This window comes from Sanguibacteroides justesenii, from assembly GCF_003204205.1.
In the GTDB taxonomy this organism is placed as follows: domain Bacteria; phylum Bacteroidota; class Bacteroidia; order Bacteroidales; family Marinifilaceae; genus Gabonibacter; species Gabonibacter massiliensis.
Window position 1 is genome coordinate 94,594 of the sequence record NZ_QJPL01000002.1, and the last position, 26,088, is coordinate 120,681.

A 26,088-nucleotide genomic window follows, 5' to 3' on the forward strand; every position below is an offset into this window, starting at 1 on the left:
CTGAGCATAAAGGTCCCTTTATCAAATATTTGGTTTCATTCTTGTACACGGTTCATTGAAAAGGATATAATCTCATAGATTATAGCTACTTTTATAGTTAAAATTCAACGGGTCAATAATAAATGGCAAAGATTACAATAAAGGACACAGGCGACACAATTATATCAGTCAATGAAAATGACTATATCAGTCTGCCAGACATAGCAAAATACAAAATGTGATGCCCCGACTGCAGTTATTGGGAGCTGGCCCATTTAATCGAAATACAATTGAATATCTTGGAATCTGGGAGAGTTTATATCGCACGAATATTAAAGGACTGTCTAACACGTTTCAGACCATCCCAATTATGAAAATTGGTTATGCTCGTTTCTCGACCGTTTCGGCATTACACTTGCCGCAGACATGGATATACCGAAGAACGCAGAGGGCATACTTACGACAATCGCCGTAAGCGGACTATTCGGAGCGGTGAAAGAACAATCGTCCGGCACTTACGCCCAGATGCTCGCCGAACGAGGTTTTATCACCCTTGCTTTCGACCCGTCTTTTACAGGCGAAAGTGGAGGAGAACGTCTCAGCATTGCCTCTCCCGACATCAATACGGAGGATTTCAGTGCGACAATGTACTTTCTTACCACATTCGACCGTCTAAATCCGGTGCGCATCGGCATACTCGGTATCTGTGGTTGGAAAGAAACACAAAAGAAACCCCTTCCTGTTTTATTCGCCTATTCGATAGATTTATCGTAACTTTGCCACCGCTAATAACAATAATATGTTCCATTTTTCAGATATCAATTTTACGACAATTATCGACTACATCGGAACCTTTGCTTTTGCAATCAGTGGTATCCGATTAGCATCAGCAAAGAATTTCGATTGGTTCGGGGCATACGTGGTCGGGGCAGCCACGGCTATCGGTGGCGGAACCACCCGGGATCTTTTGCTCGGAGTGACGCCTTTCTGGATGCACCAGCCCTCTTATTTAATCGTTACGGCACTTGCCTTAGGCTTTGTTATCCTTTTCGGAAAACACGTGATCAGATTGAATAACACCTTCTTTATCTTCGATGCCATCGGATTGGGACTATTCACCGTGGTCGGCATTGAAAAAAGTCTGTTAAGCGGATTTCCTGCCTGGGTGGCGATTATCATGGGAATGACGACCGGAGCCGTCGGGGGAGTTATCCGGGATATCTGTATCAACGAGGTTCCTCTGATTTTCCGAAAAGACATTTACGCGATAGCCTGCATCATAGGAGGATTCATCTATTTTTTCTGCGATTTTATACAAATCGGCCCGGTATCTACTCAAATCGTCACGGCAATTAGTGTCATCATCATTCGTGTCTTAGCCGTAAAATATCATATCAGTTTGCCCGTGTTAAAAGGAGAGCATCACAATAATCCATAAACTTATACACGATCCCGATCGGATCATAGAGAGGAACCACTCCGATCGCAGGAGATACGATAATCTAAAGTTTAAATCGTAAATTTCTCCTTAATCTCTAAAATCCCCCAATTATTTAATCGAACAATTTCAAAATCCCTTAATCTCAAGATCATTCAATAACTTAAATCTTTGAATCTAAAAGTTCTCCTCTGAGTTCTCTATGCCGACAGCAATTTCAGGGATAATGCCTTTTTCCACGTAAACAGGCCGGGTCAGGCGGCGGATCAACGGGCGATAATGCTCGAAAAGGCAAGCAGCCAATACGCAACCGATACCCGAACACATAATGATAGCGGGTAACCCGATATACTTTTCAATAGCTCCCAAAACCATGCTCCCGATCGGAGCCATCCCCGTAAAAGTCATGGCCATATATCCCATAACCCGCCCCCGCTTGTCCTCATCGGACAAAGTCTGCAACAACGTATTGACGGAAGCTACTGCCGCTATTATGAAAAAACCGATCGGTATGCATAAGATCGTTGCCACCCAGGGAACGGAGACAAAAGATATCAGAATAATCCCGATTCCAAGTAAGAGTGTGGATAACATCACCACCTTTCCCAACCCCAACACGCTTTTCCGGGCCGCCAGATAGAGGGCCGCCCCGAAAGAACCGATCCCGATACTGGAGAGCAATACGCCCAACATCTCGCTCTCTCCCCCGAGGATCGTCTTCACGTATGCCGGAATAAAAGTCATCAACGGGATACCGAAAAAGCTAACGCTACTCATTAATAACAATAAAGTCCGTATAGGAATATTTTCCCATACATACCGAAATCCGTCTTCTATATCCACCCATACCCGCTGAACAACCGGTTTCGGCCGGAAAGGGGTCAAACGCATCATCAATAAAGCAACAATAACACCCAAATAACTGATTCCATTCAATAAGAAACAATATCCCTCCCCGAATAATCCGATCAATACACCTCCTACAGCCGGACCTATTAACCGGGAACCGTTAATTACCGCTGAATTTAAAGCTATGGCATTCCCCAAATTCTCTTTCGGAACCAAACTCGGATAAAACGATTGCCGGGTAGGGTTATCCAGGGCATTGATCAAACCGATAAATACACTTAAAACTAAAATATGCCACACTTCGATCCAACCCGATAAGGTCAACCAAGCCATAATCAACGCTTGCAACATAGATAAACTTTGGGTAAAGATCAAAATATGACGACGGTTAAAACGATCGACAAAAACACTCATGAAAGGTGTCACGAGCAAGATCGGAATCTGAGCCATAAAAGTCACCGTGGCTAACAAAAAAACGGAACCCGTCAAACGGAATACCAACCAGCTCATGGCGATTTGCTGCATCCACGTTCCGATCAGAGAAACACATTGTCCGCCAAAATAAAGACGGAAATTATAATTTTTCAAAGAAGAAAAAATATAAAAAAAAGCACTCGAGTTATTGGGTAATAACTCTCGCCATCCTTTTCTTCCTCCCCAAAATTTCTTTCTATTTTTATCCTCATGCATTCCGATCAGAAATCTAACTTAGGCAAAAGTAGTCAGATTTTAAACAATGTAGACATCAACAGCAGAATTTTGGCTATTTTTGTAAGACAAATTCGTTTAATAAAGAATTTAGTACTATGTCGGAAACAAAAAGCAAACTTTCTATCGCGGAAGTGCAAGGAATCTGTCTGAGAAATAATATTCCTTTTTACACGTATCGTCTACCCGGTTCTCAGGAGATGGTTTTCGGAGCACAGCTTTCAAACGATATCAATATATTCAATGGTTTCGATAAACACCAGAAAGGCAAAGGATTTATCATTGCACCTTTTAGCCGGGCCTCCTGGAGTTTTCCTTTTTTTATCAAAGAAGACCTCGCTTTTACCGATTACCTGTGCGACCAGGAAGCGATCATAAATCTTCAAAACACGGTATTCAATACCCCCGAACGCAATTTTACCAAAAACGATTGCGATCATCTCGAATACCTGGATGAACTCCGGACTTTAATCGCGACTTTAAAAAGAGAATCCATGAAGAAGGTGGTCTTTTCACGAACAATTACCCTCCCTTGCGATTCACTCAAAATGGCTCCCATTCTTTTCGAGCAGATGAAACAATATCATCACGCTTTTCTCTTTTTCGTGGTCATTCCCGGCAAATGTGCCTGGATGGGAGCTACCCCGGAAACTTTTTTGAAATACGACAGGAACGGTTTCTTTACGATGTCTCTTGCCGGAACACAACCGGCCACAACACCTAAAGAAAAAATCGTGTGGAGTGAAAAGGATAGAATAGAACAACAGATCGTAACGGACTATATTACTCAGATTTTACAACCTATTTTTACTCGCAATTTAGAAATAACAGGACCGGAAACCGTACAAGCCGGAAACGTATACCACCTTTGTACCTTGTTTAAAAGCGACGAACAACTGCCTGCCGAAGAGATAGATCAATTGATTTCCCTATTGCATCCGACACCGGCGGTTTGCGGCATTCCTAAAAAGAGGGCCATGCAACTGATTTCAGAAATAGAAAAACAGGAACGGCGGTATTACGCAGGCTACTTAGGCCCCATACAACAAAACGGCGCCTTCAATCTTTTTGTAAACCTACGGAGCATGGAGCTTTTTAACGATGCATTAAAACTATACGTGGGCGGCGGAATTACTCCGGCCTCCGACCCGGAAAACGAATGGGAAGAAACTTGTACAAAAGCCGATACCCTGTTAAATTTAATACGACAGATCAATTATGGAAAAACTACATTCTGATATAGAGAGCGTACGTATACTCACGGAACTGTTGGTTCAAAAGGAGATTCACGATATCGTCCTCTCCCCGGGCTCCAGAAATGCCCCCCTACTGGTCTCCGTGGCCAAAGAAAAAAAGTTACGGCATTTCGTCATTCCCGATGAACGATCCGCCGCCTTTTTCGCTTTAGGCATAGCGCAACAAAGTCAACGAACAGTCGCCCTCATTTGCACATCCGGAACCGCACTCCTGAATTATGCTCCCGCGATAGCCGAAGCTTATTATCAAGGGATTCCCTTGCTTGTCATTTCGGCCGACCGTCCGCCGGAATGGATCGATCAGGACGATAGCCAAACCATCCGGCAAAACAACATCCTGACCCCTTTCGTCAAATACTCTTGCCAGTTACCGGTAAATATCGTTACGCCGGAAGACCGGTGGTATGCCAATCGTTTGATCAACGAGGCGATCAATGCCTCCCAGACAGCATATAAAGGTCCTGTACACGTAAACATACCCCTGCGGGAACCCCTGTACGGATTTCACTCACACGGGATATCGCCCCAGCGAATCATCCGGGTAAGTCCTACTCGAACCGAACTGCTGCCGGATGAAAAAGCAAAATTACAAGGATTATTCTTCCGGTATAACAGAATTTTACTGATCGTAGGTTTCCATACACCCGACAAAATTATTACCCAACAAATAGAACAACTCATCCTGCAACATAAAGTTGTCGTCTTAACCGAAAATATAGCAAATAAAAACACCCCGCAGGCCATTCCGACCATCGACCGGGTTTTGGCCACGATCCAAAACGAAGAGGAATCCCTCTTCGCTCCCGATTTATTGATTACTTTCGGAGGAGCCGTCGTTTCGCGAATGATCAAAACTTTTATTCGCCATCATCCGCCGCGGGAACACTGGCATATCGATTTAAGAGAAATTGCCCCGGATACTTATCAATCCCTGACTCTACCGATAAAAATGGAGGCCCGGGCTTTTTTTACTCAACTGACAAGCGGATTAGCGGAAAAATCGGAACCTTCGGATTATTTCCGGCTCTGGAAAGAAAAAGAGAACTTAGCGGAAAAACGGCATCATGAATACCTTAGCCGGATTCCATGGTGCGATTTGAAGGCTTTCTCGCTTCTTCTCCCCGCCTTGCCCGCGAATACGCGTTTACAATTGGGGAATAGCACCCCCGTAAGATATGCCCAACTTTTCCATTGTAACACGATAGCAAGAGCAGACGGAAACAGGGGGACAAGCGGAATCGACGGATGCTCCTCCACCGCTGTTGGGGCCTCCGTGACAACTCGCGATCCAACGATACTGATTACCGGAGACATCGGATTTCTATATGATTCGAACGCTTTATGGATAAAATACAAGTCTTCCAATTTAAAAATCGTTGTTATCCAAAACGGAGGAGGGGGCATCTTCAGATTTCTTCCCGGTCCCTCCGTATTGGATGAGGTAGAAGAGTTCTTTGAAACGCCGCATCAAGTCGATATCGTTCGATTAGGAGAGCTCCACGGATTTAAGGTATTTGAAGCAGACAACGAAATAACCCTGAAAGAATGCATCTCCTCTTTTTTTCAACCGGCAGAAAAACCTTATCTGTTAGTTGTAAAAACACCCCGGACTGTAAACGGCAATATATTGAAAGAATATTTTAAACACCTAAGTAAAAGAAACTGAATAATAATATGACAACAAGAAACTGGACCACAATTAAAGCATACGAAGATATCAAATTCGATTTCTTCGAAGGAATTGCAAAAATAACGATCGACCGGCAACAGGTGTACAATGCTTTCCGGCCGCAAACCAACGCGGAGATGCTGGATGCCATGGCCATATGCCGGGAACGAAACGATATTTATGTCGTCATCCTCACGGGTGCCGGGGATAAAGCATTTTGTTCAGGAGGCGATCAAAACGTAAAGGGGAGTGGTGGATATATAGACGAAAACGGAGTTCCCCGGTTAAATGTTTTAGACCTGCACAAAGCCATCCGTTCCATTCCTAAGCCCGTCATCGCCATGGTAAACGGCTATGCTATCGGGGGCGGCCATGTTCTGCATGTCGTATGCGACTTAACGATCGCTTCCGAAAATGCCCGTTTCGGTCAAACCGGTCCTAAAGTAGGAAGTTTCGACGGGGGATTCGGTTCTTCCTATTTGGCAAGACATGTCGGCCAGAAAAAAGCAAGGGAAATTTGGTTCTTATGCCGACAGTACACGGCCAGGGAAGCAGAAGAGATGGGAATGGTGAATAAAGTGGTGCCCTTCGAACGACTGGAGGACGAAACGGTAGAGTGGTGCAAAACCATCATGCAACGGAGCCCTATGGCCGTTCGGATGATCAAACGGGCGCTTAATGCCGAATTGGACGGACAGCACGGTTTAATGGAATTCGCCGGAGATGCCACTTTGATGTATTATCTTATGGAGGAAGCCCAAGAGGGCAAAAACGCCTTTTTGGAAAAAAGAGATCCGGATTTTAAAAAGTTCCCTAAATTCCCCTGATTCTATGCTAAAGGCATCCTATATCCCTTATCGTCTCGTCTTTAAACAACCGGCGGGAACTTCCAGAGGAATCCTGACGACAAAAGAGAGCTGGTTTATAAAAGTATGGGACACCGAGCGCCCCGAGGTCTTCGGGATAGGGGAATGCGCACTATTCCGGGGGTTAAGTGCCGACGATCGGCCCGACTACGAAAAACAACTGGAACAGGTATGCCTAAACATAGACCGATTACCGTTGGAGACATTGAATGATTGGAGTTCGATCCGTTTCGGCGTAGAAACCGCTTTGGCTGATTTGGGAAACGGGGGTAAACGTTGGATTTACCCTACCCCTTTCCTTGAAAATAGCCGGCCGATAGAGATTAACGGCCTTATTTGGATGGGAGACCGGAAAACGATGGAAGAGCGTCTGGTTGAAAAATTGAACGCCGGATTCCATTGCATAAAATTAAAAATAGGAGCAATCGATTTTCAATCGGAACTGGAACTATTGAAACTGATCCGTTCCCGTTTTAACCGTCACGATATAGAGTTACGGGTAGACGCGAACGGAGCCTTTACTCCCGATGAAGCCTTAGCAAAATTAGAACAATTAGCTCGTTACGATATCCACTCCATCGAACAACCCATTCGCCAGGGCCAATGGAAAGAGATGGCCCGGCTTTGTCGATTATCTCCCGTACCTATCGCCCTCGACGAGGAGTTAATCGGGATATCGGAAACAGAAAGAAAGAGAGAGTTGCTGATGACGATACAACCCCGGTACATCATATTAAAACCCGCCCTGACAGGAGGATTCTCCGGCGCGGAAGAGTGGATCGAAATAGCCGGTCGACTCCGTATCGGCTGGTGGGTTACTTCCGCCTTGGAATCGAACATAGGGCTAAACGCCATTGCCCAATGGACGGCAACACTACCTACCGCCATGCCCCAAGGGTTAGGAACCGGGCAATTATACATCAACAATATACCGTCTCCCTTAGAACAAAAAGGTTGTTTTATCAGTTATAATCCGACTAAAAAATGGGAATTGAATCCACTCTCTTTTTAATACCAACCGCATGAAACAAATTCGACTGAACGGCAAATCTTACACAAAACTTTCGGAAATCGATCCATCCGAAAATAAAGAAGTCGTCTCTTTTTTAAAAGAATGGTTCGACCCGAACGAATACGTTATTGGTCGTACATCCGGTTCAACAGGGAAGCCGAAAGAGATCCGACTTTTAAAAAAAGATATGCTGGCTTCCGCCCGGATCACCAATGCTTTTTTTGAAATAGGCCAGGAAACCAATATGCTGTTATGCCTCTCCCCCTCTTACATCGCCGGAAAGATGATGATCGTAAGAGCTTTGACGGCACAGGCAAATTTATGGGTTACTCCTCCTTCTTCCTCCCCTTTATCCCATTTCTCCGGAGCAATCGATTTTGCCGCAATGGTTCCCATGCAAGTAGATACAACATTATCAACCCCGGAGACAGCCAAACGACTTAACCGGATCCGGCACGTCATTATCGGAGGGGCAGCTACCTCTCCTTTACTCCATAAAAAGCTGCAATATATTTCTTCCCGTTGCTTCGGAACTTACGGAATGACGGAAACCGTCTCACACGTAGCTCTCCGTTATCTCAACGGTCCGCAGGCTTCCGATCCGTATTTTGCCATAGGCCAAGTCCGGTTTGCTACCGACGACAGGGATTGTTTGGTTATCCATACTCCGCATTTGCATACCGGAACATTCACAACCAACGATATCGTCCGGCTTATAGACGAGCGACACTTCGAATGGTTAGGGCGCCACGATAACGTTATCAATTCGGGGGGCATAAAGCTCTTCCCCGAAACATTGGAGCAAAAATTAGCCCCTTACATCGCTCAACGTTTTTTTATTACTTCCCAACCGGACGACTACTTGGGAGAAAAAGCCGTTTTAGTTATAGAAGACGCTCCTTGGGACAAGAAACGGTGTACAGCCCTGAAAAAACAAATAAAACAGTTACTTCCTCCCTACGAGGTACCTAAAAATATTCTATTCCAAAATCCGTTCCGGGAAACTTATTCCGGAAAAGTCATTCGAAAACTTTAAATCATGTCACGTACTTAACCCAAATAAAATCTTTCGTATATTTGGACCGATAAATTACGAACGAGATGGATTACAAAGAGGTCATCGAGAACATATACCAGGAAGTCAAACCCTTTTTCGGAAGAGGAAAAGTAGCTAACTATATTCCGGCTTTAGCCCACGTGGATCCGCACCAGTACGGTATTGCCATCGCTACTTTAGACGGTGAAATAATCGGTACCGGAGATTACCTCACCAAGTTTTCCATACAAAGCATATCCAAAGTTTTTACTCTGTCCATGGTTGTCCGTCACCTCGGAAGCGACTTATGGCAATACGTGGGACGAGAGCCCTCGGGTACTCCTTTTAACTCGTTAGTACAATTGGAACATGAGCAAGGTATTCCCAGAAATCCTTTTATCAACGCGGGAGCCCTTGTCGTTACCGATAAGTTAATGGACCTTTATCCGCGCCCCAAAGAAGCAATTTTACAATTTATTCGGGAGGTGGCAGGAAATGATGATATCTATTACGATAAAAACGTAGCCTCCTCCGAATTCGAACACGCCAGCAGAAACAAAGCTTTGGGGCATTTTATGAAAAGCTTCGGAAATATCCGGAATGACGTGGATTCACTGGTAGACGTTTACTGTCATCAATGCAGTATTGCCATGAATTGTGTCGATTTAGCCAAATCTTTTCTTTTTTTGGCAAATCACGGAACGAATCCTTATAATCAGGAAGAAATTCTTACCGTCAGTCGTTCCAAACGGCTTAGTGCCTTGATGCTGACCTGCGGATTTTACGACGAATCCGGAGATTTTGCATTCCGGGTAGGTATGCCCGGAAAAAGCGGCGTCGGAGGAGGAGTAGTAGCCATTATTCCCGGTAAACTCAGTATTGCCGTGTGGAGTCCCGAATTAAATCGCCATGGGAATTCATACATGGGCATAGAGACCTTGGAACGTTTTACCACCAATATTGGCATCTCTATTTTCTAACATTCCATTGGTTTCTCGTTTTTTTGTCATAATTTTGAAACACGGAGGCGTGTATTAAATCTCTTACCAAAATTATTTATCCGATGCTCCCTCCTTCTACTCGGGAAAAGAAGGAGTATATCCTCGTCTTATTACGTGATTTTATCACGGTACGTTAACATGCTGAAAAATAATAAATGTAGACCCCATGAAAAAATTAATTTTTCTACTCGTAATCGTATGCTTTTGCATAAGCTGCTTCATGGATGAAATCATTACAGGTCAGGAAACTCACGTTAGTTTTAGTACGACGCTTGCAGGTTCGCAGACGAAAGACGTAAACGCCGCGTTTTCCCGTTTACGCATTATTGCGTTCGATGAAACCAATCATGTCGCACGCCTATTTTCCTATTCGGAAGAAGATCTCGACGGAACCGACCTATCGATCAACCTCCCGATAGGCAATTATGACATTGCTTTTATTGCCAACGGAACGGATGAAAACGAAGTTAGTGCCAAAATAGGTGACCCGAAAGAGAAGATACTGTTGAAACTTTTAAAAACAGGTGAAAACTACCGGGAATCTTCTGAATTCCTCTCGGTCATACAACGCGTGAATATTACCGAAAACTCACCTCCGGCCCCCATTGCCGTTCACCTCCAACGACGGGTCGGAAAAGTAATTGTCGAACTCAACGACATCGATCCGGATATCGATTCGATCAAAGTGGAACTGAAAGGAGTTCCATACACCTCTACCGTCGACGGAAGCAAACTCGGAACAGCCAATACTATCCTTAAAAAGTTAGCCCACGTGAAAGGTATGCGAACGTGTACGGCTGAACTCTTAACCTTTCCCGTTGCGGCCAATAAAGCGGAAATCGGAATTCTGTATACAAAAAATCAGGTCACCTACCGGGGTGTCATGCCCATGGCTCCTGCCATCCGAGCAAATCAGATCGTAAGAATATCCGGAAGATTCATCCCGACGACAAGACAAACTTTCAACTTTATTATTCAAGATTGGGACGAGAACATCATCGACGCGGGTAGCCAATTCACGTTTGACGACAATAACCCCATTGTCGCCGACGACCGACCGATTACAGGCAATCCGACCGGCCCGAATCTCCTGACAAACGGAGATTTTGAAACCTGGGAAACAGCTCCGGTAACCCCTGTCGGTTGGCTGGTAACCGGAGGAGCTCATAACGTTGTTCATAAAAACACGGATGCGACTTTCTCTCTCTCGGGTAACTCCGCTCGACTGGAACATCAAACCTATATTTATCAAGATATTCCGGTCATGGAAGGAGAATGTTTTCAAATCAAATTAAACGTAAACTCGACAGCGACCTCTTACGCTTGGAAAATAACCAGTACATGGCGTAAAGCATCAACCGCCCTATCCGGTTTCAACGAAAAACTTCAGACCCAAGAAACAAAAGCGACCGATGGCTGGATCGAACCTTTAGGAGCCAATAATAAATTCAGGGCTCCGATGGGAGCTAAATTCCTGAGAATAGAGATCAGAACCTACTCTCCGGGATCAAAAATACCAGACCCCGCAGAGGCTGTCTACGTGGATAATTTCGAAGTCCGCAAATTAGAATAACGATTTCATACGGGTCATCCCAATAAATTCTTTTTATTTCCTTTTTAGTTTTAAGTTTTACCATTAAATTTGCAACCCTAATTCAGAGATAGAATAATAATCAAATAGATACAACTATGGGAAGAGCGTTTGAATATCGTAAAGCACGTAAACTGAAGAGGTGGGGTAACATGGCCCGTACTTTTACTCGGATAGGTAAAGAAATTGATATCGCCGTGAAGGCCGGAGGACCCGACCCCGCAAACAATACACGCCTCCGTATCTTAATCCAAAACGCTAAGGCTGAAAACATGCCGAAAGAAAACGTGGAACGAGCCATCAAAAGAGCCGTTTCAAAGGATACCTCGGATTACAAAGAAGTGGTATACGAAGGTTATGCTCCTTACGGAATAGCAATTGTCGTTGAAGCCGCCACGGACAATAATACGCGTACGGTAGCCAATGTACGCCATGCTTTCACCAAATACGGCGGCTCTCTCGGAACCACCGGTTCTTTGGATTTTCTCTTCGACCGGAAATGCGTGTTCAAAATACATAAACCGGAAAATTTCGATATGGAAGGATTCGAGCTGGAAATGATCGATTACGGAGCTGACGAAATCTTCGAAGACGAGAACGGCATTATCGTAATTTACGGCCCGTTCGAGGCTTATGGAAACATCCAAAAATTCTTGGAAGACAACAAATACGACATCGTTAGCGGAGAATTCGAACGGATACCGTTAGATACGAAAGAATTGACTGAAGAACAACGTGCCGAAGTCGACAAAATCCTGGATAAACTGGACGAAGACGACGATGTCACCAATGTTTATCACAACATTAAAGAATAAATTTCTTGCAGATTAAAAAATATAGTTGCATATTTGCACCCGCAAATCAGTCAACACTGTAAGCAAAGGATGACTTCGTAGCTCAGCTGGTAGAGCAATTGACTCTTAATCAATGGGCCGAGGGTTCGAGCCCCTCCGAGGTCACCAAAATGAACCACCTGCGCAAGTAGGTGGTTTTATTTTGAGAAAAACTTCAGTCCCCGAGTGCTACTAAAGAGAATACCCGGTTCCGTATGTTTTAGCAAGCCAAAGACCAAAAAAGCGGTCATAAATCTGGTAGCTATTCTCCTCTTTAGTTATAAACTCTTTTTCCAATAACTGTTTCACCGACGATTGTACCGAACTGGGAGAGTATAGGCCATGCTTCCTTATAAATTCAGCCGAAGTGATCCCTGAAGCTTTTCCTTCCTTAGCAATAGCAAACAAGATCTCTTTTTGCCGTTCGGACAACATCGAAACCATACTCTGGTAAACTGTCCGGTTCGACTCTACCGTCATATGCAAGACAAAATCAGCGATAGTAACAGACATCTCTTCCCCGCTATCCAACTGTTCGTACAGTCGGTTAAAAACCGCCTGTATATACCACGTATGCCCGTCCAACAGATTATAGACTCGTGTTATACATTCGTCGGAAATTTTCTTTCCCGCTTTATTGAAATGATTCTGCACGAATTTTCGATAAGGTTCAAGTCCGATCGGTTCGAGATTCATATACGATGCACTCTGGTAGAAGGGCCTCGATGCCGAGAAAAAGATATTCTGCATCATATGGTGTTGACTCCCGCAAAATACAAAAGTCGTGTTCTTGCATTGCTGTATGTATGTACGCAAAACAGCCTCCACATTCTTTTCCGGGTATTTGGCTATTTGCTGAAACTCGTCTATCGCCACAATACAACGTTTATCCGCCGACTCGAGGTATTTGAATATCTCTTCCAATGACAACAGAGGTTGCCGGATCTCACCTATTCCGATATCAAAAACAGGTTGACCGCTAACCGGGTCGAGTTTGAAGGCAGGACGTAAAGAACTGATCGCCGAGAAAAAATGTTCCGCAAATTTTCTCCCCTTGGATTTCAAGGTCGTAAAAATATGTTTGCCGAGAATAAAAACGAACTCTTTTAAACTACCGGTAGCATAAATATCGATAAAAAAAGTATAGTACCCCCTTTCAATTTCCTTTTGATGGAAACAATGCTCTATCAGGCCGGTCTTTCCCATACGCCGAGGCGATACAACTACCATATTACGCTCGTTACGTAAGGCTCCGGTCAACTCTGCCGTTTCACTCTCCCGGTCGCAGAAATACACCTCCGAAACATACCCGTTTACAACAAACGGATTTTTGATTTTAGCAATCATTCTTCTCTTAATATTTGATATACAATTATTGCAAATATAATAATTATAAATTAAATAACAATATCTTATACAGCGTTATCGTCGATACTCAATCATGATTCCTATCACAATACAAGCGTATCGAGACCGGATATATCTCCTATCGTCTCTAATAACAAGGCAAAAACACTGATAAAATTCAATGCATTCGCTTTTTTTTGACCGGAAGTTTGGGAAAAAGTTTTCTAAAACGAACCAAATAGACGGTAACATTACTTCCTGCAATAATAAGGGTTACGGCAGAAACAATCATGAGTATCCCGCAAGCCAATCTCATCGTAAAAGATTCTCCGAAGACGGTTACACCAAAAAAAACGGCAGTCAGGGGTTCCAAAGCCCCCAAAATGGCCGTCGGCGTCGAACCGATGTATTGGATGGCTTGAGTAGTACAAAGAAACGAAACAGCTGTCGGAAAAATAGCCAAGGCGATCAAATTACCCCACAAATACCAGGTATCGACAACCCGCAAACTCATCCCGAAATCAACCCGCACTAAAAATAAAGTCATTCCGAAAAGCAACACGTAGAACGTCAATTTTAGCGTCGCGATATCTTTTAGCAGGGGACGGTTTACAGCGACAATATAAATGGCATAGGAAAGAGCTGAAATAACGACTAAAATAACTCCTGTCAAATTAAGCGTCGTACCGTCATCACCTTTATAAAGCAACCCTATTCCACCCAAGGCCAATAAAATACATACGATGGTTTGCAATGTCAGTCTCTCTTTAAATACAAAAGCCATAATCAATGCCACCATAATCGGATAGACAAACAATAAGGTAGACGCAATACCGGCTTCCATGTAATTATAGCTTTGGAAAAGAGTAAGGGAAGAAAGAGAAATCAACAATCCCATGATAATCAGCGGGACGATCTCTTTCCGTTTTAACTTGAAATCACGTCCCCTCGCCTTAATCATGATTCCCAACACGGGGATAGCGAACAAATACCTTAGAAACAGAACCGAATCAGGATTCATTCCCGCCTTGTATAGAGGAAGTGCAAATAAGGGATTCATACCGTAAGTCGCCGCCGCAATAACCCCTAAAATATATCCTTTAGCCTTTAAATTCATCATTGGTAAGACATTTTTATATCCACTATAAGCCAGCAAATTAAAATGGTTGCAAAGATACCATTTTGTTTTCACAAAGAAGAAAGAATTCTGCGATTCCGTAATACTCATGCTGGACGGATCAGGGAAGCCGTCCTGTCCCGCTTTACTATTATTGAATCCTATTCAATATTATTTCACTTTAAAATAGCACTTTTGCCCCGTCCCCAAGTGCTACCCAAGTGCTATTACGTCACATAGAGATAAAAGTGACAAAAAAATGTTTGGCCGTTATCCAAAAATGAATACTTTTGCAGCACCTAACGAGAAACCTCCCTTACTTACTTTAGATTGTTAAGATAAAGTCAAAAAGAAAACCGGATTAATCCTTTTTGATCCGGAGAGTGTAATAATAGTAAAACCTTAATTTTTTAAAAACAAAAACATGAAAAACTTAATTTACTTTGGTTTAATTTTAATTTTTTGTGCCTGTAGCAGTAATCCTCAAAAAGAGATGGAAAAAAAACTCATCGGGGAGTGGTGTAACCCTTATACCTATCAGTCTACAGGAGAATTAAAAGGATTCAATTTCAAAAAAGACGGAGTATGCGAAGCCATCAACATTCCTTCATTGGATTTGAAAACCTGGGAAATCAAAGACGGTTACCTGATCATTAAGGGAACCAGCATTGAAGAAGACGGTTCAAAAGAGGCTTACGAAACAAAAGAAAAAATCGAACAGCTGACAGCCGATTCATTATCCTTAGTCGTACAAGAAGCCAATCCTCGCCTTGCTTTTTTGTATTTGAATACCAAAATCATTAAGGAAAAAGTTACTCCTCAGGCAAATACGACCGTAGAGCAAGATTCTACCGTAAATACCGATGTTCAATAATAACATTCTCCGGAGATACCTCAAGATTCTTTTTTAAAAGGATAAGACTTAAAAATTTTGAGGTATCTCCGCTCAAATTTTTATAATATATGCATTATCTACACTCACTCTTTCTTTTTCTGTTTCTCTCTCTCTCTTTTCATCTCTCCGGTATAGCCCCAAAAAAAGCATTGGACGAAGAAGCTTACAAGCAATGGAGATATGTTAATTCCTACGAATTATCCATGAACGGGAAATGGGTTAAATACCGTTACCTGTATCACGATAACGAGGATAAAAATAAAGATGCGCGCCAAACCTACTACCTATACGAAGTAAAAACCGGAAAAACCATTACACTGAATCAAATCGACTTCTATCAATTTTTCGCCTCGGGAGAATGGATTACTTACAGTCGAGCCACTTCCGAAAATAATTCAGAATCTCCCGTAATAGCCAGATCTTTAAAAAACCAAAAGGAGACCGTATGTCCCGAGGGGGCCGAATTTAGTCTTTATGCCCCTCAATTCTCCTATTTTCGGGAAAACGACCAAGCCTTAATAATAAAAAATATAGAAACCAACGACAGCATCATTTTGGAACACATCGGGAACTATCAATTGTACGACCGGGACTCCAAAATAATATACATCGAGCAAACTCCCTCCTGCAATATCATTCGTTACGGTAATGTATTTCATACACAACAACATAAAACATTATATCGAGATTCGACAAAATCCCTCTCTTTTTTCAGATTCGATGAACGGGAAAAGAAAGGAAGTTTTATCGTTATCGCCGATACCAATTATAAAACGGCAAAAAATCTCTATATTTTTTCCTTGCAAAATAATTCGGCAATTAAATTAGTAGATTACAGCGAGATCGACACCCTATCAATGGATATCGAGTCCGCAGAAATTTTAGGAGATAATAAATTTCTTCTATACGATCTGCCTACTCCCCGAAAACCACGTCCCTCCCGGGGAGAAAAAGACGAAAGTTTCCAATTGGAACTTTGGAGTTGGAATGACGAGATGATCCCGTCTCAACAGGCAAAAGGAGGTATCTTAAACCCTATGCCCTCTCCCTCGAAAGGGATCTTCGATCTGCAACGAAAGAAACATTACAAAATTTGTGATTCCGACTATTCCGCTTTATACATCCAAAACGGCAAAGATCCTAAATTCGCTTTTAAGACAGACAATATTCCTTACCGAAAGTTCAGAGATTGGCAACACGATACCAGATATGACCTTTATCTGGTAAATTTAGCTGACGGGGAGAGTAAAATGATCGCCCAGGCGTTAACCCGACCCGTTCAATGGACACCGAACGGAGATCACATCCTCTTTTTCGACAACACGAATTCATCCTGGATACTATTGAACCCGGAGACCTTTACCCGAAGAAAACTAACGGATGAAATTCCCTATCCTTTACAAAACGAATTGTATGACAGGCCGAACCCCGCACCCCCGTACGGTATTGCAGGGTGGAGTAATGACGGGAAAAAATTACTCGTTTACGACCGATACGATATCTGGGTGGTCGATTTGGAAGGCGAGGAAAAAACCCATTGCTGGACAAAGGGAGCCGGTCGCAAACACCATACTGTCTTCAGGTTTGTCAATCCCGAAAGAAACGAGTTGTTCATTGACCTGAACAAAACCCAGGAAATCTATTCCATGAATTGGGAAAACAAAGATCATGGAATATACCAACTTTCTCCCCATGGAAAATTAACACCCAAAATAGAGGGAGCATTCGATATCGAAATTCTTCAAGAGAGTGAAGACCGAAAAACAGTCGTATGTTTCAAACAAAGCTACGAAGAGGAACGGGATTTATGGATCTGTGACCGTTCTTTCAAACGAATGAAAAAGATAACCTCAGCGAACCCGCAACAAAAAGAGTATGCTTGGGGATCCGTTCAACAAGTTGAATGGACCAATTACGACGGAAAACGGAATCAAGGATTGCTCTATCTTCCGGACAACTACGATCCGAACAAAAGTTATCCTTCCATCGTCACGTTTTACGAGACACATACTCCGGAAATGCATATTCATCCTGTTCCGGGACTAAGCCATGCCATGATCGATATTCCGACTTACGTCAGCAAAGGCTACATCGTGTTCCAGCCGGATGTCTATTTTAAAATCGGTGAACCCGGCAAAAGCTCTTACAATGCCGTTGTCAGCGGTACAAAAGCTTTAATGGACCGGCAGATCCTGGATTCAAACCGTATCGGACTGCAAGGACACAGTTGGTCGGGCTTTCAAGTAGCTTATATCGTTACTCGAACCGATCTATTCAAATGCGTCAATATCGGGGCCGCGTTGATCAACATCACATCCGTATACACCGGGATAAGAGACGAGGGAGGAATAGCTTGCATGCTTATGTATGAAGATTGGCAATGTCGTATGGGTAAAACATTATGGGAGGATCTACCGGGATATATTGAAAATTCGCCTCTTTTATTTGCCGACAAAATTCATACTCCGGCCCTGATTTTTCATTGCGATAAAGACGAAGCCGTGGCATTTTACGACGGACGCAACCTGTTCCTGGCCCTGCGAAGACTACAACGGCCGGCATGGTTATTAAATTACATGGGAGAGGGACATTTCCTGAGATCCCGTCCCGCACAGGTCGATTGGACCATAAGGATGGAACAGTTTTTCGATCATTATTTAAAAGATACTCCTCTACCCCGGTGGATGAAAGAGGGAATCAATATCAAAGAGAGAGGTTATGATCAAAAATACGATTTAACAAAATAGCTTCTACAAAAAGGCAAAAGGCTGGTCATACGATCAGCCTTTTATCATTTAAAAAGTTCCCGACATATATCAGCAATTTTTGAAAAGGAACGGACATCAATTTTTTCGTTTTTTTTGGTCAAGGCCTTCTTGTTTCCGGTAGGAATAAAAATCCGCTTAAATCCTAATTTCTCCGCTTCGGCTATCCGCTGTTCGATACGACTAACGGCTCTGATCTCTCCGGATAAACCGACTTCTCCGGCAAACACCGTATCTTTGGGAAGAGCCGCATCCATATTAGAAGATAACACGGCCATAACGACCCCTAAATCAAGAGCGGGATCGCTCACCCGAATACCTCCGGCAATATTTAGAAAGACATCTTTCGCCGCCAAACGGAAACCGACTCGTTTTTCCAAAACCGCCAATAACATATTCAAACGTCTCGTATCAAAACCGGTAGCCGAACGCTGAGGCGTTCCATAAGCAGCCGTGCTTACCAACGCCTGTACTTCCAATAAGATAGGCCTTACACCCTCTACCGTAGCCGAAACGGCTATACCGCTCAACTCTTCCCCGTGATTCGACAACAACAACTCGGAAGGATTCGTCACCTGACGTAATCCCGATTGCAACATTTCATAAATTCCGATTTCGGAAGTCGATCCGAAGCGATTTTTCATGGAACGCAAAATCCGATACATGTATTGCTGGTCTCCTTCAAACTGCAAAACGGTATCCACCATATGTTCGAGTATCTTGGGACCGGCCAATTGGCCATCCTTGGTAATATGCCCGATCAATATGGTTGTAATCGTATTCTCCTTTGAAAATCGTAACAGCACGTTCGTACACTCTCGAATCTGAGAAAGGCTACCGGGAATAGCATCGACGCTTTCTGTTGCCAAAGTCTGGATAGAATCAATAATCAACAACTTAGGCTCTAAAACCTTGGCATGCTCCATCACCGCCTCCAAAGAATTACCGGAAAGAAACAGGCAATCGTCATTTTCCGCCCCTAAACGTTGTGCCCGCATCTTAATCTGGGAAACACTCTCCTCCCCCGAGACGTAAAGTACCTTACCGCAACGATTATGAAGGGCAAATTGAAGGACTAAAGTAGATTTACCGATCCCCGGTTCTCCTCCCAATAAAATCATGGAACCGGGGACTAAACCTCCCCCGAGAACCCGGTTCAACTCATCGTCCTTCGTGTCCATCCGTTCGTCAGCATTGGTCTTCACTTCCGACAATCTTAAAGGTCTTAATGAACTCCCTCCGAGTCCGGAGGCTGTCCGATTACCTTTCGTGATGACTTCAACCTCCTCGACAAAACTATTCCACTCCCCGCAAGTAGAACATTTTCCAACCCACTTGGACTCTTTGGCTCCACAGTTCTGACAAACAAAAACGCTCTTTGATTTTACCATACCCTCCGTATATTTAGTAATGTATCATACTGTAATAGAAAGTTTTCCGGACGCAAAGACCAAACAAGGAACCCTTTTTACAATCGTTAAATTCGGAATACAAATCCCAACTAAAAAAATTCCTCCTCCTCCGGCTGGACCGCTCTCCCGTCTTTTTCCTCATCACCACAATCCAACACGTTATTCATGCCCACAGGAGCTTCAAAATCCCGTTGAGGCATGGCAATAGATTTATCCGCATATACTTTTTGCATAAATAAAGCCCAAATCGGCAAAGCCATACTGGCTCCTTGTCCGTTCGCCAAATTTTGGAAATGGATCGAACGATCTTCAGCTCCTACCCAGACTCCTCCTGCCAAATCAGGAGTGATACCGATAAACCAACCGTCGGAATGATTTTGCGTCGTACCCGTCTTGCCTCCAATCGGATTCGTAAAATGATACCGGAAGCGGATACGCCTTCCCGTTCCTTCATCGACAACCGCTTTCAAAAGACTTGCCATCAGATAAGCCGTGTTTTCAGTAATAACCTCTCTCGATTCCGGTTCAAGACGGGCCAACACATTCCCGTATTTGTCTTCAATCTTCGTTACCATCATCGGAGAGTTATAGACTCCCTTATTAGAGTATATAGAAAAAGCGGACACCATCTCTTTTACGGAAATTTCGGAAGATCCTAAAAACAGGGCGGGCACGGGATCGATAAAACTGGTAATTCCCATTTTATGGGCCATTTGAGCCACCGCTTCTGGAGTAAACTGTTTCATTACCCATCCAGAAATATTATTTACGGAATTGGCTAATCCCCATTTCAACGTTACCCACTCGTTTTCCCTTTTATCCGTGGAGTTCCGCGGAGTCCAGGTTGTCCCGTCAGGCAACACAAACGTTTGGGCGACATTCAATACTTTCTGACAAGGAGCCAATCCTTCCTGCATGGCCAATGTATATAGAATCGGCTTAATCGTTGATCCTACCTGACGCTTTCCCACACTTACCATATCGTACATAAAATAACGGTAGTCCGGTCCTCCCACATAGGCTTTTATATTACCTGTCTTCGGATCCAGCGCCATAAAACCAGCACGGAAAAACGACTTATAATGTTTTATCGAATCCATCGGAGATAAAAGCGTATCCCGAACACCTTTCCAAGTAAAAACAGACATTTGGACCGGTTTCAAGAACTCTTTTTTTATCTCTCTATAAGTTTTACCTTCCGCCAGCATAGATTTATAACGATCGGACCGTTTGATAGCCTGATTCATAATATCTTCTATTTCCTCTTTTGTCATATCGTTCGAGAAAGGAGGATTTCTTTTTTGTACTCTTTCATTATGAAAGGTAGGCTGCAAAGTCTGTCCCAAATGTTCGGCAACGGCCTCTTCCGCGTATTTCTGCATACGCGAATCCAAGGTCGTATAAATCTTTAAACCGTCGGAATAGATATCGTAATGTGAGCCGTCAGATTTAATATTCTTATTACACCAACCATAAAGCGGATTCGTTTCCCAGGCGATGGAATCTAAAGCATATTGAGACTTATTCCATTTGTAATCCTCCCGTTTCGGTTTATTGGCCGTCATAAACTGCCTTAAATATTCTCTAAAATAAGTAGCAATTCCCTCTTTATGATCCTCTTTTCTAAAATCGATACCCAAAGGCAAAAGGACCAAAGAATCGTATTCCGCCTGAGTGATTTTACCGTATTTATACATTTGTCCCAATACCACGTTCCTGCGTCCCAAGGTCTTATCCGGACGACGGATAGGATTAAACAACGAAGGATTTTTAGCCATACCGATCAACATAGCAGCCTGTTCTACCCGTAAAGAATCAGGAGTTGTCGCAAAATAAATATTAGCTGCCGAGTTTATACCGACCGCCAGATTTAAAAAATCAAATTTATTAAGATACATGGTAATGATCTCCTCTTTCGTGTAACTCTTTTCCAACTTCACCGCGATGACCCATTCCCGAAATTTACGCAAAGCCAATTCCATAAAATTCTGATTGGCCGAGCGCGGAAATAACATCTTGGCCAATTGTTGTGTGATCGTACTTCCTCCCCCGGAAGAACTATTTCCCGTAACCATTCCTTTCGCCACCCGGAACAGACCCCGTATATCAATACCGCTATGCTCATAAAAACGTACATCCTCGGTGGCAATCAACGCATCTATCACACTCTGGGGAATATCGTGATAATCCGTGTAACGCCGGTTTTCACTTCCCCGAAAATATTTTCCGATAATTTTCCCATCTGCCGAATAAATCTCGCTGGCAAAACGATTATTCGGATTCTCCAGTTCTTCGAAAGTAGGCATAAAACCTAACTTCCCGTCAGATATCAAATAAAAAAAGAAAAAAATACCTGCCACGAAAAGAATAAACAGACTCCAAAAAATTGTAAAGCTTTTCCAATACCTTTTTAACATCCTAATCCGTATTAATTTTGAGACGCAAAGTTAGAAAATAAATCCGAATCTTTCCCTCATCATATATTCTTAACTCCCTGACCTTCCTCCATAAAACTCACGTATACAAACTATTCCAAAACCTCAAGAATAATTTTTAAATCATTTATCTCGCATTCGTTAGATCGGATCTGAAGCAATACACCGGGAGAAGTCCACGGACAATCCAAAACCTTCTCTTTTAAATCGCCTTTTTTAATCGGAAATGTTATTCTGGATTTTACCGATTGTCCCGTATTTTTTACTACAAGCAAAGCATCGCAATCCACTTTTCCCTCGAAACGGATTTTTAATCGTTCCGGCTTCTTGAATTTGGACTTAAAATCAAAAGAAGCCTCTTTTTGATGAATAACGGTAAAAACCTTCATCTCCGAACTTCCTACTTGCTGATACCATAAAATCACACCTATTACAAACAATACCAACAAAGCCCCTGTATAAACCAATCGATTTATTTTTCTCCTATCCATAATTTCAGATTATTATTCCGTAAAAATAAATGATTTTCTCCTATTTCCGGCACAGGTTTATTTTGTTTTTGAATAAAAAGCAAACAAACCACAGATTGGGCTATAACTCTGTCATGACATAGAAGCATTTACGCTATAACATTTTCAATTGATGAATGCCAGGCGATCAATATTCGTCCCAACTTTTAATCACGATCTCACCCGCCCCTACTTTACAAACCGCATAAATAAAAGCACTCGCCAAGCGGGCATTCGTTATCAACGGAATATTATAATCCACCGCCGCCCGGCGAATTTTATAACCATTATCAAGTTCTCTTTTCGTATGGTTTTTAGGTATATTGATCACCAAATCCACTTTTCTCTCTCTCAAAAATTCCATGACATTCGGCTTTTTGTCCTCATCCGGCCAATATAGAACAGTAACCTCTATTCCATTCTCTTCAAAGAATTTTGCCGTACCTTCCGTAGCATAGATGGCATATCCTTTTTCCCGTAACATCCGGGCAGAAGTTAGCAGCTCCACTTTCGAACGGGAAGGGCCTGAAGAGATTAAAATATTCTTACAAGGAATCCGGTGTCCGACAGAAAGCATACTTTTCAATACCGCTTCATAATAATTCTCCCCTATGCAACCGACCTCTCCGGTAGATGCCATATCAACCCCCAATACCGGATCTGCCTTTAATAACCGGGCAAAAGAAAATTGGGAAGCTTTGACTCCCACGTAATCCAAGTCAAAGACCGATTTATTCAAAAACTCCACTTTTTCTCCCAACATGATCCGGGTAGCCATATCTATAAAATTATATTTCAATACTTTTGAAACAAACGGAAAACTTCGCGATGCTCTTAAATTACATTCTATCACTTTAATATCATTATCTTTCGCCAAAAACTGCATATTGAAAGGACCGGAAATATTCAACTCCTTCGCAATCGACCGAGCTATTTTTTTTATCCTCCGTATAGTTTCTATATAAAGTTTTTGAGCCGGAAATACAATGGTCGCATCCCCCGAATGGACCCCTGCAAATTCGATATGTTCACTGATAGCGTAAGCTTTGATCTCACCGTCCTGAGCAACTGCATCGATCTCGATCTCTTTCGCCTGTTCTATAAATTCGGAAACCACCACCGGATGATCCTTAGAAACTTCAGCTGCCAGTTCAAGAAAATATATCAACTCCTCCTTATTCGATACCACGTTCATAGCAGCTCCGGAGAGCACGTAAGAGGGACGTATTAAAACAGGAAAACCGACCTTATCCACAAACTGATAGATATCCTCGATACTTGTCAATTCACTCCACCGCGGCTGGTCTATACCCAGTTCATCACACATAAAAGAAAATTTTTGCCGATCTTCCGCCCGGTCGATAGACTCCGGAGAAGTTCCCAGAATAGGTACCAGTTGCCCGTGCAAACGCATAGCAAGATTATTGGGAATCTGTCCTCCCGTAGAAACGATCACTCCTTTAGGCCTTTCGAATTCTACGATATCCATTACCCGCTCAAAAGAAAGTTCGTCAAAATAGAGTCGATCGCAAATATCGTAATCCGTACTCACCGTCTCCGGATTGTAATTAATCATTACCGAACGATAACCCGCTTTACGAATCGAATTCAAAGCACTAACCCCACACCAGTCAAATTCGACACTACTCCCGATACGATAAGCTCCAGACCCTAACACGATAACAGAACGGTGATCGTGCTCATATTCAATATCATTAGCTTCTCCGCCATAGGTTAGATAAAGATAATTGGTCAATGCCGGATACTCGCCGGCCAACGTGTCTATCTGTTTTACACAGGGCAAAACACCTAATTTCTTACGATAACTTCTGATTTTTAACATCTTCTCATGAGGTGAAAGAGAGGAGTCCCGAATCACCAAACGACCGATCTGGAAATCCGAAAAACCGTATCGTTTGACTTTTCTTAAAAATGATTTATCTATACTTGTCTCTTTCTCCAAAGATCCCAACTCTTCTTTCAGCAAATGGATATTTTCCAAACGCTGAAGGAACCATCTGTCAATACGCGTTTTTTCATGGATTTGTTCCACGCTATATCCTTTATCAAAAGCAGCCGCAATAGCAAAAATACGAGTATCCGTAGGATGAATGAGCTCTTCATCGATATCCTTTACCCTTACCCTATTACCGACAAAACCGTGCATCCCTTGACCGATCATTCGAATTCCTTTCTGAATCGCCTCCTCAAAAGACCTCCCTATGGCCATAATCTCCCCCACACTTTTCATAGAAGAGCCTATCAGCTTGGAAACACCTCCAAACTTATTTAAATCCCAACGCGGAATTTTACAAACCACATAATCTAAAGCAGGTTCAAAACAAGCCGTCGTTATTTTAGTCACCGAATTTTTTATTTCGTGTAATCCGTAACCCAATCCCAATTTTGCCGCAACAAAAGCCAAGGGATAACCGGTAGCTTTTGAAGCCAAGGCACTCGATCTGGACAATCTGGCATTTACCTCTATCACCCGGTAATTTTCCGAATTCGGATCCAATGCATATTGTACATTACACTCCCCGACGATACCTATATGCCGGATTATTTTGATAGCAATGGCTCTCAGTTTATGGTACTCACTATTACTCAGCGTTTGGGAAGGAGCGACTACGATACTTTCGCCGGTATGAATGCCTAACGGATCAAAATTCTCCATATTACAAACAGTAATGCAATTATCGTATCGGTCTCTGACAACCTCGTATTCGACCTCTTTCCATCCCTTCAACGACTCCTCCACCAGAACCTGAGGAGAATAAGAAAAAGCACTATCTAACAGCCGTTTAAACTCGTCCATAGAGGAACAAAAACCGGACCCTAATCCTCCCAACGTATAAGCAGCTCTGACAATCACCGGGAAACCTACCTTTTGAACCGCAGCGATAGCTTCTTCCATTGTACCTGCCGCAATACTTTTAGGAGTACACACCTGAATTTCAGATAATTTACGCGCAAAAATCTCTCGGTCTTCCGTATCAATAATCGCTTGCACGGGAGTTCCCAATACCTCTACATCATATTTTTTTAAAATTCCCATCCGATGTAAAGTAATCCCGCAATTTAAAGCCGTTTGTCCGCCGAAAGAGAGAAAAATACCATCAGGACGCTCCTTCTCTATTACTTTTTCTACAAATTCGGGAGTCACCGGCAAATAATAAATTTTATCCGCTACTCCTTCCGAGGTCTGTACCGTAGCAATATTAGGATTAATCAACACGGAATAGATTCCTTCTTCCCGTAAAGCTTTCAAAGCCTGTGAACCTGAATAATCAAATTCTCCCGCTTCCCCGATCTTTAAAGCTCCCGAACCTAAAAGTAATATTTTCTTTATCTCTCTCATCATCATCTA

Annotated in this window: 18 protein-coding genes, 1 tRNA gene and 1 pseudogene; 13 read left to right on the forward strand and 7 right to left on the reverse strand. The window is 42.9% G+C overall.

Features of this window, described 5'->3' with window-relative positions:
- Window positions 1-366: 366 nt before the first annotated feature.
- Window positions 367-693, forward strand: a pseudogene (locus DMB45_RS03365) (alpha/beta hydrolase); the annotation flags it as partial.
- A gap of 85 nt (window positions 694-778) precedes the next feature.
- A complete protein-coding gene (locus DMB45_RS03370) occupies window positions 779-1,417 on the forward strand; it encodes a trimeric intracellular cation channel family protein (protein ID WP_041503167.1) in 639 nt (212 codons plus the stop codon).
- A 177-nt stretch (window positions 1,418-1,594) separates the two neighbouring features.
- Here DMB45_RS03370 and DMB45_RS03375 read toward each other — a convergent pair whose 3' ends face one another.
- Window positions 1,595-2,956, reverse strand: coding sequence for an MFS transporter (locus DMB45_RS03375; protein ID WP_110688455.1), 1,362 nt, complete (start codon window positions 2,954-2,956; stop codon window positions 1,595-1,597).
- Between the two features lie 116 nt (window positions 2,957-3,072).
- Between DMB45_RS03375 and DMB45_RS03380 the strand changes: the two genes are divergently transcribed.
- The 9 genes from DMB45_RS03380 (at window position 3,073) to DMB45_RS03420 (ending at window position 12,367) form a co-directional block, all read left to right on the forward strand.
- On the forward strand, window positions 3,073-4,212 hold the full coding sequence (locus DMB45_RS03380; protein WP_041505272.1) for an isochorismate synthase: 1,140 nt from the start codon (window positions 3,073-3,075) through the stop codon (window positions 4,210-4,212).
- Window positions 4,193-5,896: a 2-succinyl-5-enolpyruvyl-6-hydroxy-3-cyclohexene-1-carboxylic-acid synthase gene (gene menD / locus DMB45_RS03385; RefSeq protein WP_110688456.1), complete on the forward strand. Its 1,704-nt coding sequence runs from the start codon at window positions 4,193-4,195 to the stop codon at window positions 5,894-5,896. The genes DMB45_RS03380 and menD overlap by 20 nt, the downstream gene beginning before the upstream one ends.
- 8 nt (window positions 5,897-5,904) lie before the next feature.
- Window positions 5,905-6,726 (forward strand): 1,4-dihydroxy-2-naphthoyl-CoA synthase, encoded by an 822-nt coding sequence (gene menB / locus DMB45_RS03390; protein ID WP_041503173.1) that lies wholly within the window; start codon window positions 5,905-5,907, stop codon window positions 6,724-6,726.
- Window positions 6,727-6,730: 4 nt separating this feature from the next.
- Window positions 6,731-7,777 (forward strand): o-succinylbenzoate synthase, encoded by a 1,047-nt coding sequence (locus tag DMB45_RS03395; RefSeq protein WP_041503174.1) that lies wholly within the window; start codon window positions 6,731-6,733, stop codon window positions 7,775-7,777.
- Window positions 7,778-7,787: 10 nt separating this feature from the next.
- Window positions 7,788-8,813, forward strand: coding sequence for an AMP-binding protein (locus DMB45_RS03400; RefSeq protein WP_041503175.1), 1,026 nt, complete (start codon window positions 7,788-7,790; stop codon window positions 8,811-8,813).
- A 65-nt stretch (window positions 8,814-8,878) separates the two neighbouring features.
- On the forward strand, window positions 8,879-9,793 hold the full coding sequence (locus DMB45_RS03405; protein ID WP_041503176.1) for a glutaminase: 915 nt from the start codon (window positions 8,879-8,881) through the stop codon (window positions 9,791-9,793).
- 187 nt (window positions 9,794-9,980) lie between these two features.
- Window positions 9,981-11,387 carry a FimB/Mfa2 family fimbrial subunit gene (locus DMB45_RS03410; RefSeq protein WP_082032896.1) on the forward strand — a complete coding sequence of 469 codons (1,407 nt, stop codon included), beginning with the start codon at window positions 9,981-9,983 and terminating at the stop codon, window positions 11,385-11,387.
- Between the two features lie 116 nt (window positions 11,388-11,503).
- Complete coding sequence (locus tag DMB45_RS03415; protein ID WP_110688457.1) at window positions 11,504-12,220, forward strand: YebC/PmpR family DNA-binding transcriptional regulator; 717 nt, start codon at window positions 11,504-11,506, stop codon at window positions 12,218-12,220.
- Between the two features lie 71 nt (window positions 12,221-12,291).
- Window positions 12,292-12,367, forward strand: a tRNA-Lys gene (locus tag DMB45_RS03420).
- Between the two features lie 63 nt (window positions 12,368-12,430).
- Here the strand turns inward: DMB45_RS03420 and DMB45_RS03425 are convergent.
- Together DMB45_RS03425 and DMB45_RS03430 are read right to left on the reverse strand one after the other, a co-directional pair.
- Window positions 12,431-13,585 (reverse strand): AAA family ATPase, encoded by a 1,155-nt coding sequence (locus DMB45_RS03425; RefSeq protein WP_041503179.1) that lies wholly within the window; start codon window positions 13,583-13,585, stop codon window positions 12,431-12,433.
- Window positions 13,586-13,763: 178 nt separating this feature from the next.
- Entirely contained in the window at window positions 13,764-14,702 is a 939-nt protein-coding gene (locus DMB45_RS03430; protein ID WP_041503472.1) for a DMT family transporter, read from the reverse strand.
- 424 nt (window positions 14,703-15,126) lie between these two features.
- Between DMB45_RS03430 and DMB45_RS03435 the strand changes: the two genes are divergently transcribed.
- Together DMB45_RS03435 and DMB45_RS03440 are read left to right on the forward strand one after the other, a co-directional pair.
- Window positions 15,127-15,576, forward strand: coding sequence for a lipocalin family protein (locus DMB45_RS03435; RefSeq protein WP_052634540.1), 450 nt, complete (start codon window positions 15,127-15,129; stop codon window positions 15,574-15,576).
- Between the two features lie 89 nt (window positions 15,577-15,665).
- The gene (locus DMB45_RS03440; protein WP_110688458.1) at window positions 15,666-18,344 is read left to right on the forward strand and encodes a S9 family peptidase; all 2,679 of its coding nucleotides are present in this window, start codon (window positions 15,666-15,668) and stop codon (window positions 18,342-18,344) included.
- A gap of 44 nt (window positions 18,345-18,388) precedes the next feature.
- On the opposite strand, the gene radA is transcribed toward DMB45_RS03440, so the two are convergent.
- From radA to carB, 4 genes are all read right to left on the reverse strand, one after another.
- On the reverse strand, window positions 18,389-19,753 hold the full coding sequence (gene radA / locus DMB45_RS03445) for a DNA repair protein RadA (protein ID WP_041503180.1): 1,365 nt from the start codon (window positions 19,751-19,753) through the stop codon (window positions 18,389-18,391).
- 110 nt (window positions 19,754-19,863) lie between these two features.
- Window positions 19,864-22,191, reverse strand: a complete 2,328-nt coding sequence (locus DMB45_RS03450) for a transglycosylase domain-containing protein (RefSeq protein ID WP_041503181.1) — start codon at window positions 22,189-22,191, stop codon at window positions 19,864-19,866.
- Between the two features lie 110 nt (window positions 22,192-22,301).
- Entirely contained in the window at window positions 22,302-22,700 is a 399-nt protein-coding gene (locus DMB45_RS03455) for a hypothetical protein (protein WP_041503182.1), read from the reverse strand.
- Window positions 22,701-22,866: 166 nt separating this feature from the next.
- Window positions 22,867-26,082, reverse strand: a complete 3,216-nt coding sequence (gene carB / locus DMB45_RS03460; RefSeq protein ID WP_110688527.1) for a carbamoyl-phosphate synthase (glutamine-hydrolyzing) large subunit — start codon at window positions 26,080-26,082, stop codon at window positions 22,867-22,869.
- Between the last annotated feature and the right edge of the window lie 6 nt (window positions 26,083-26,088).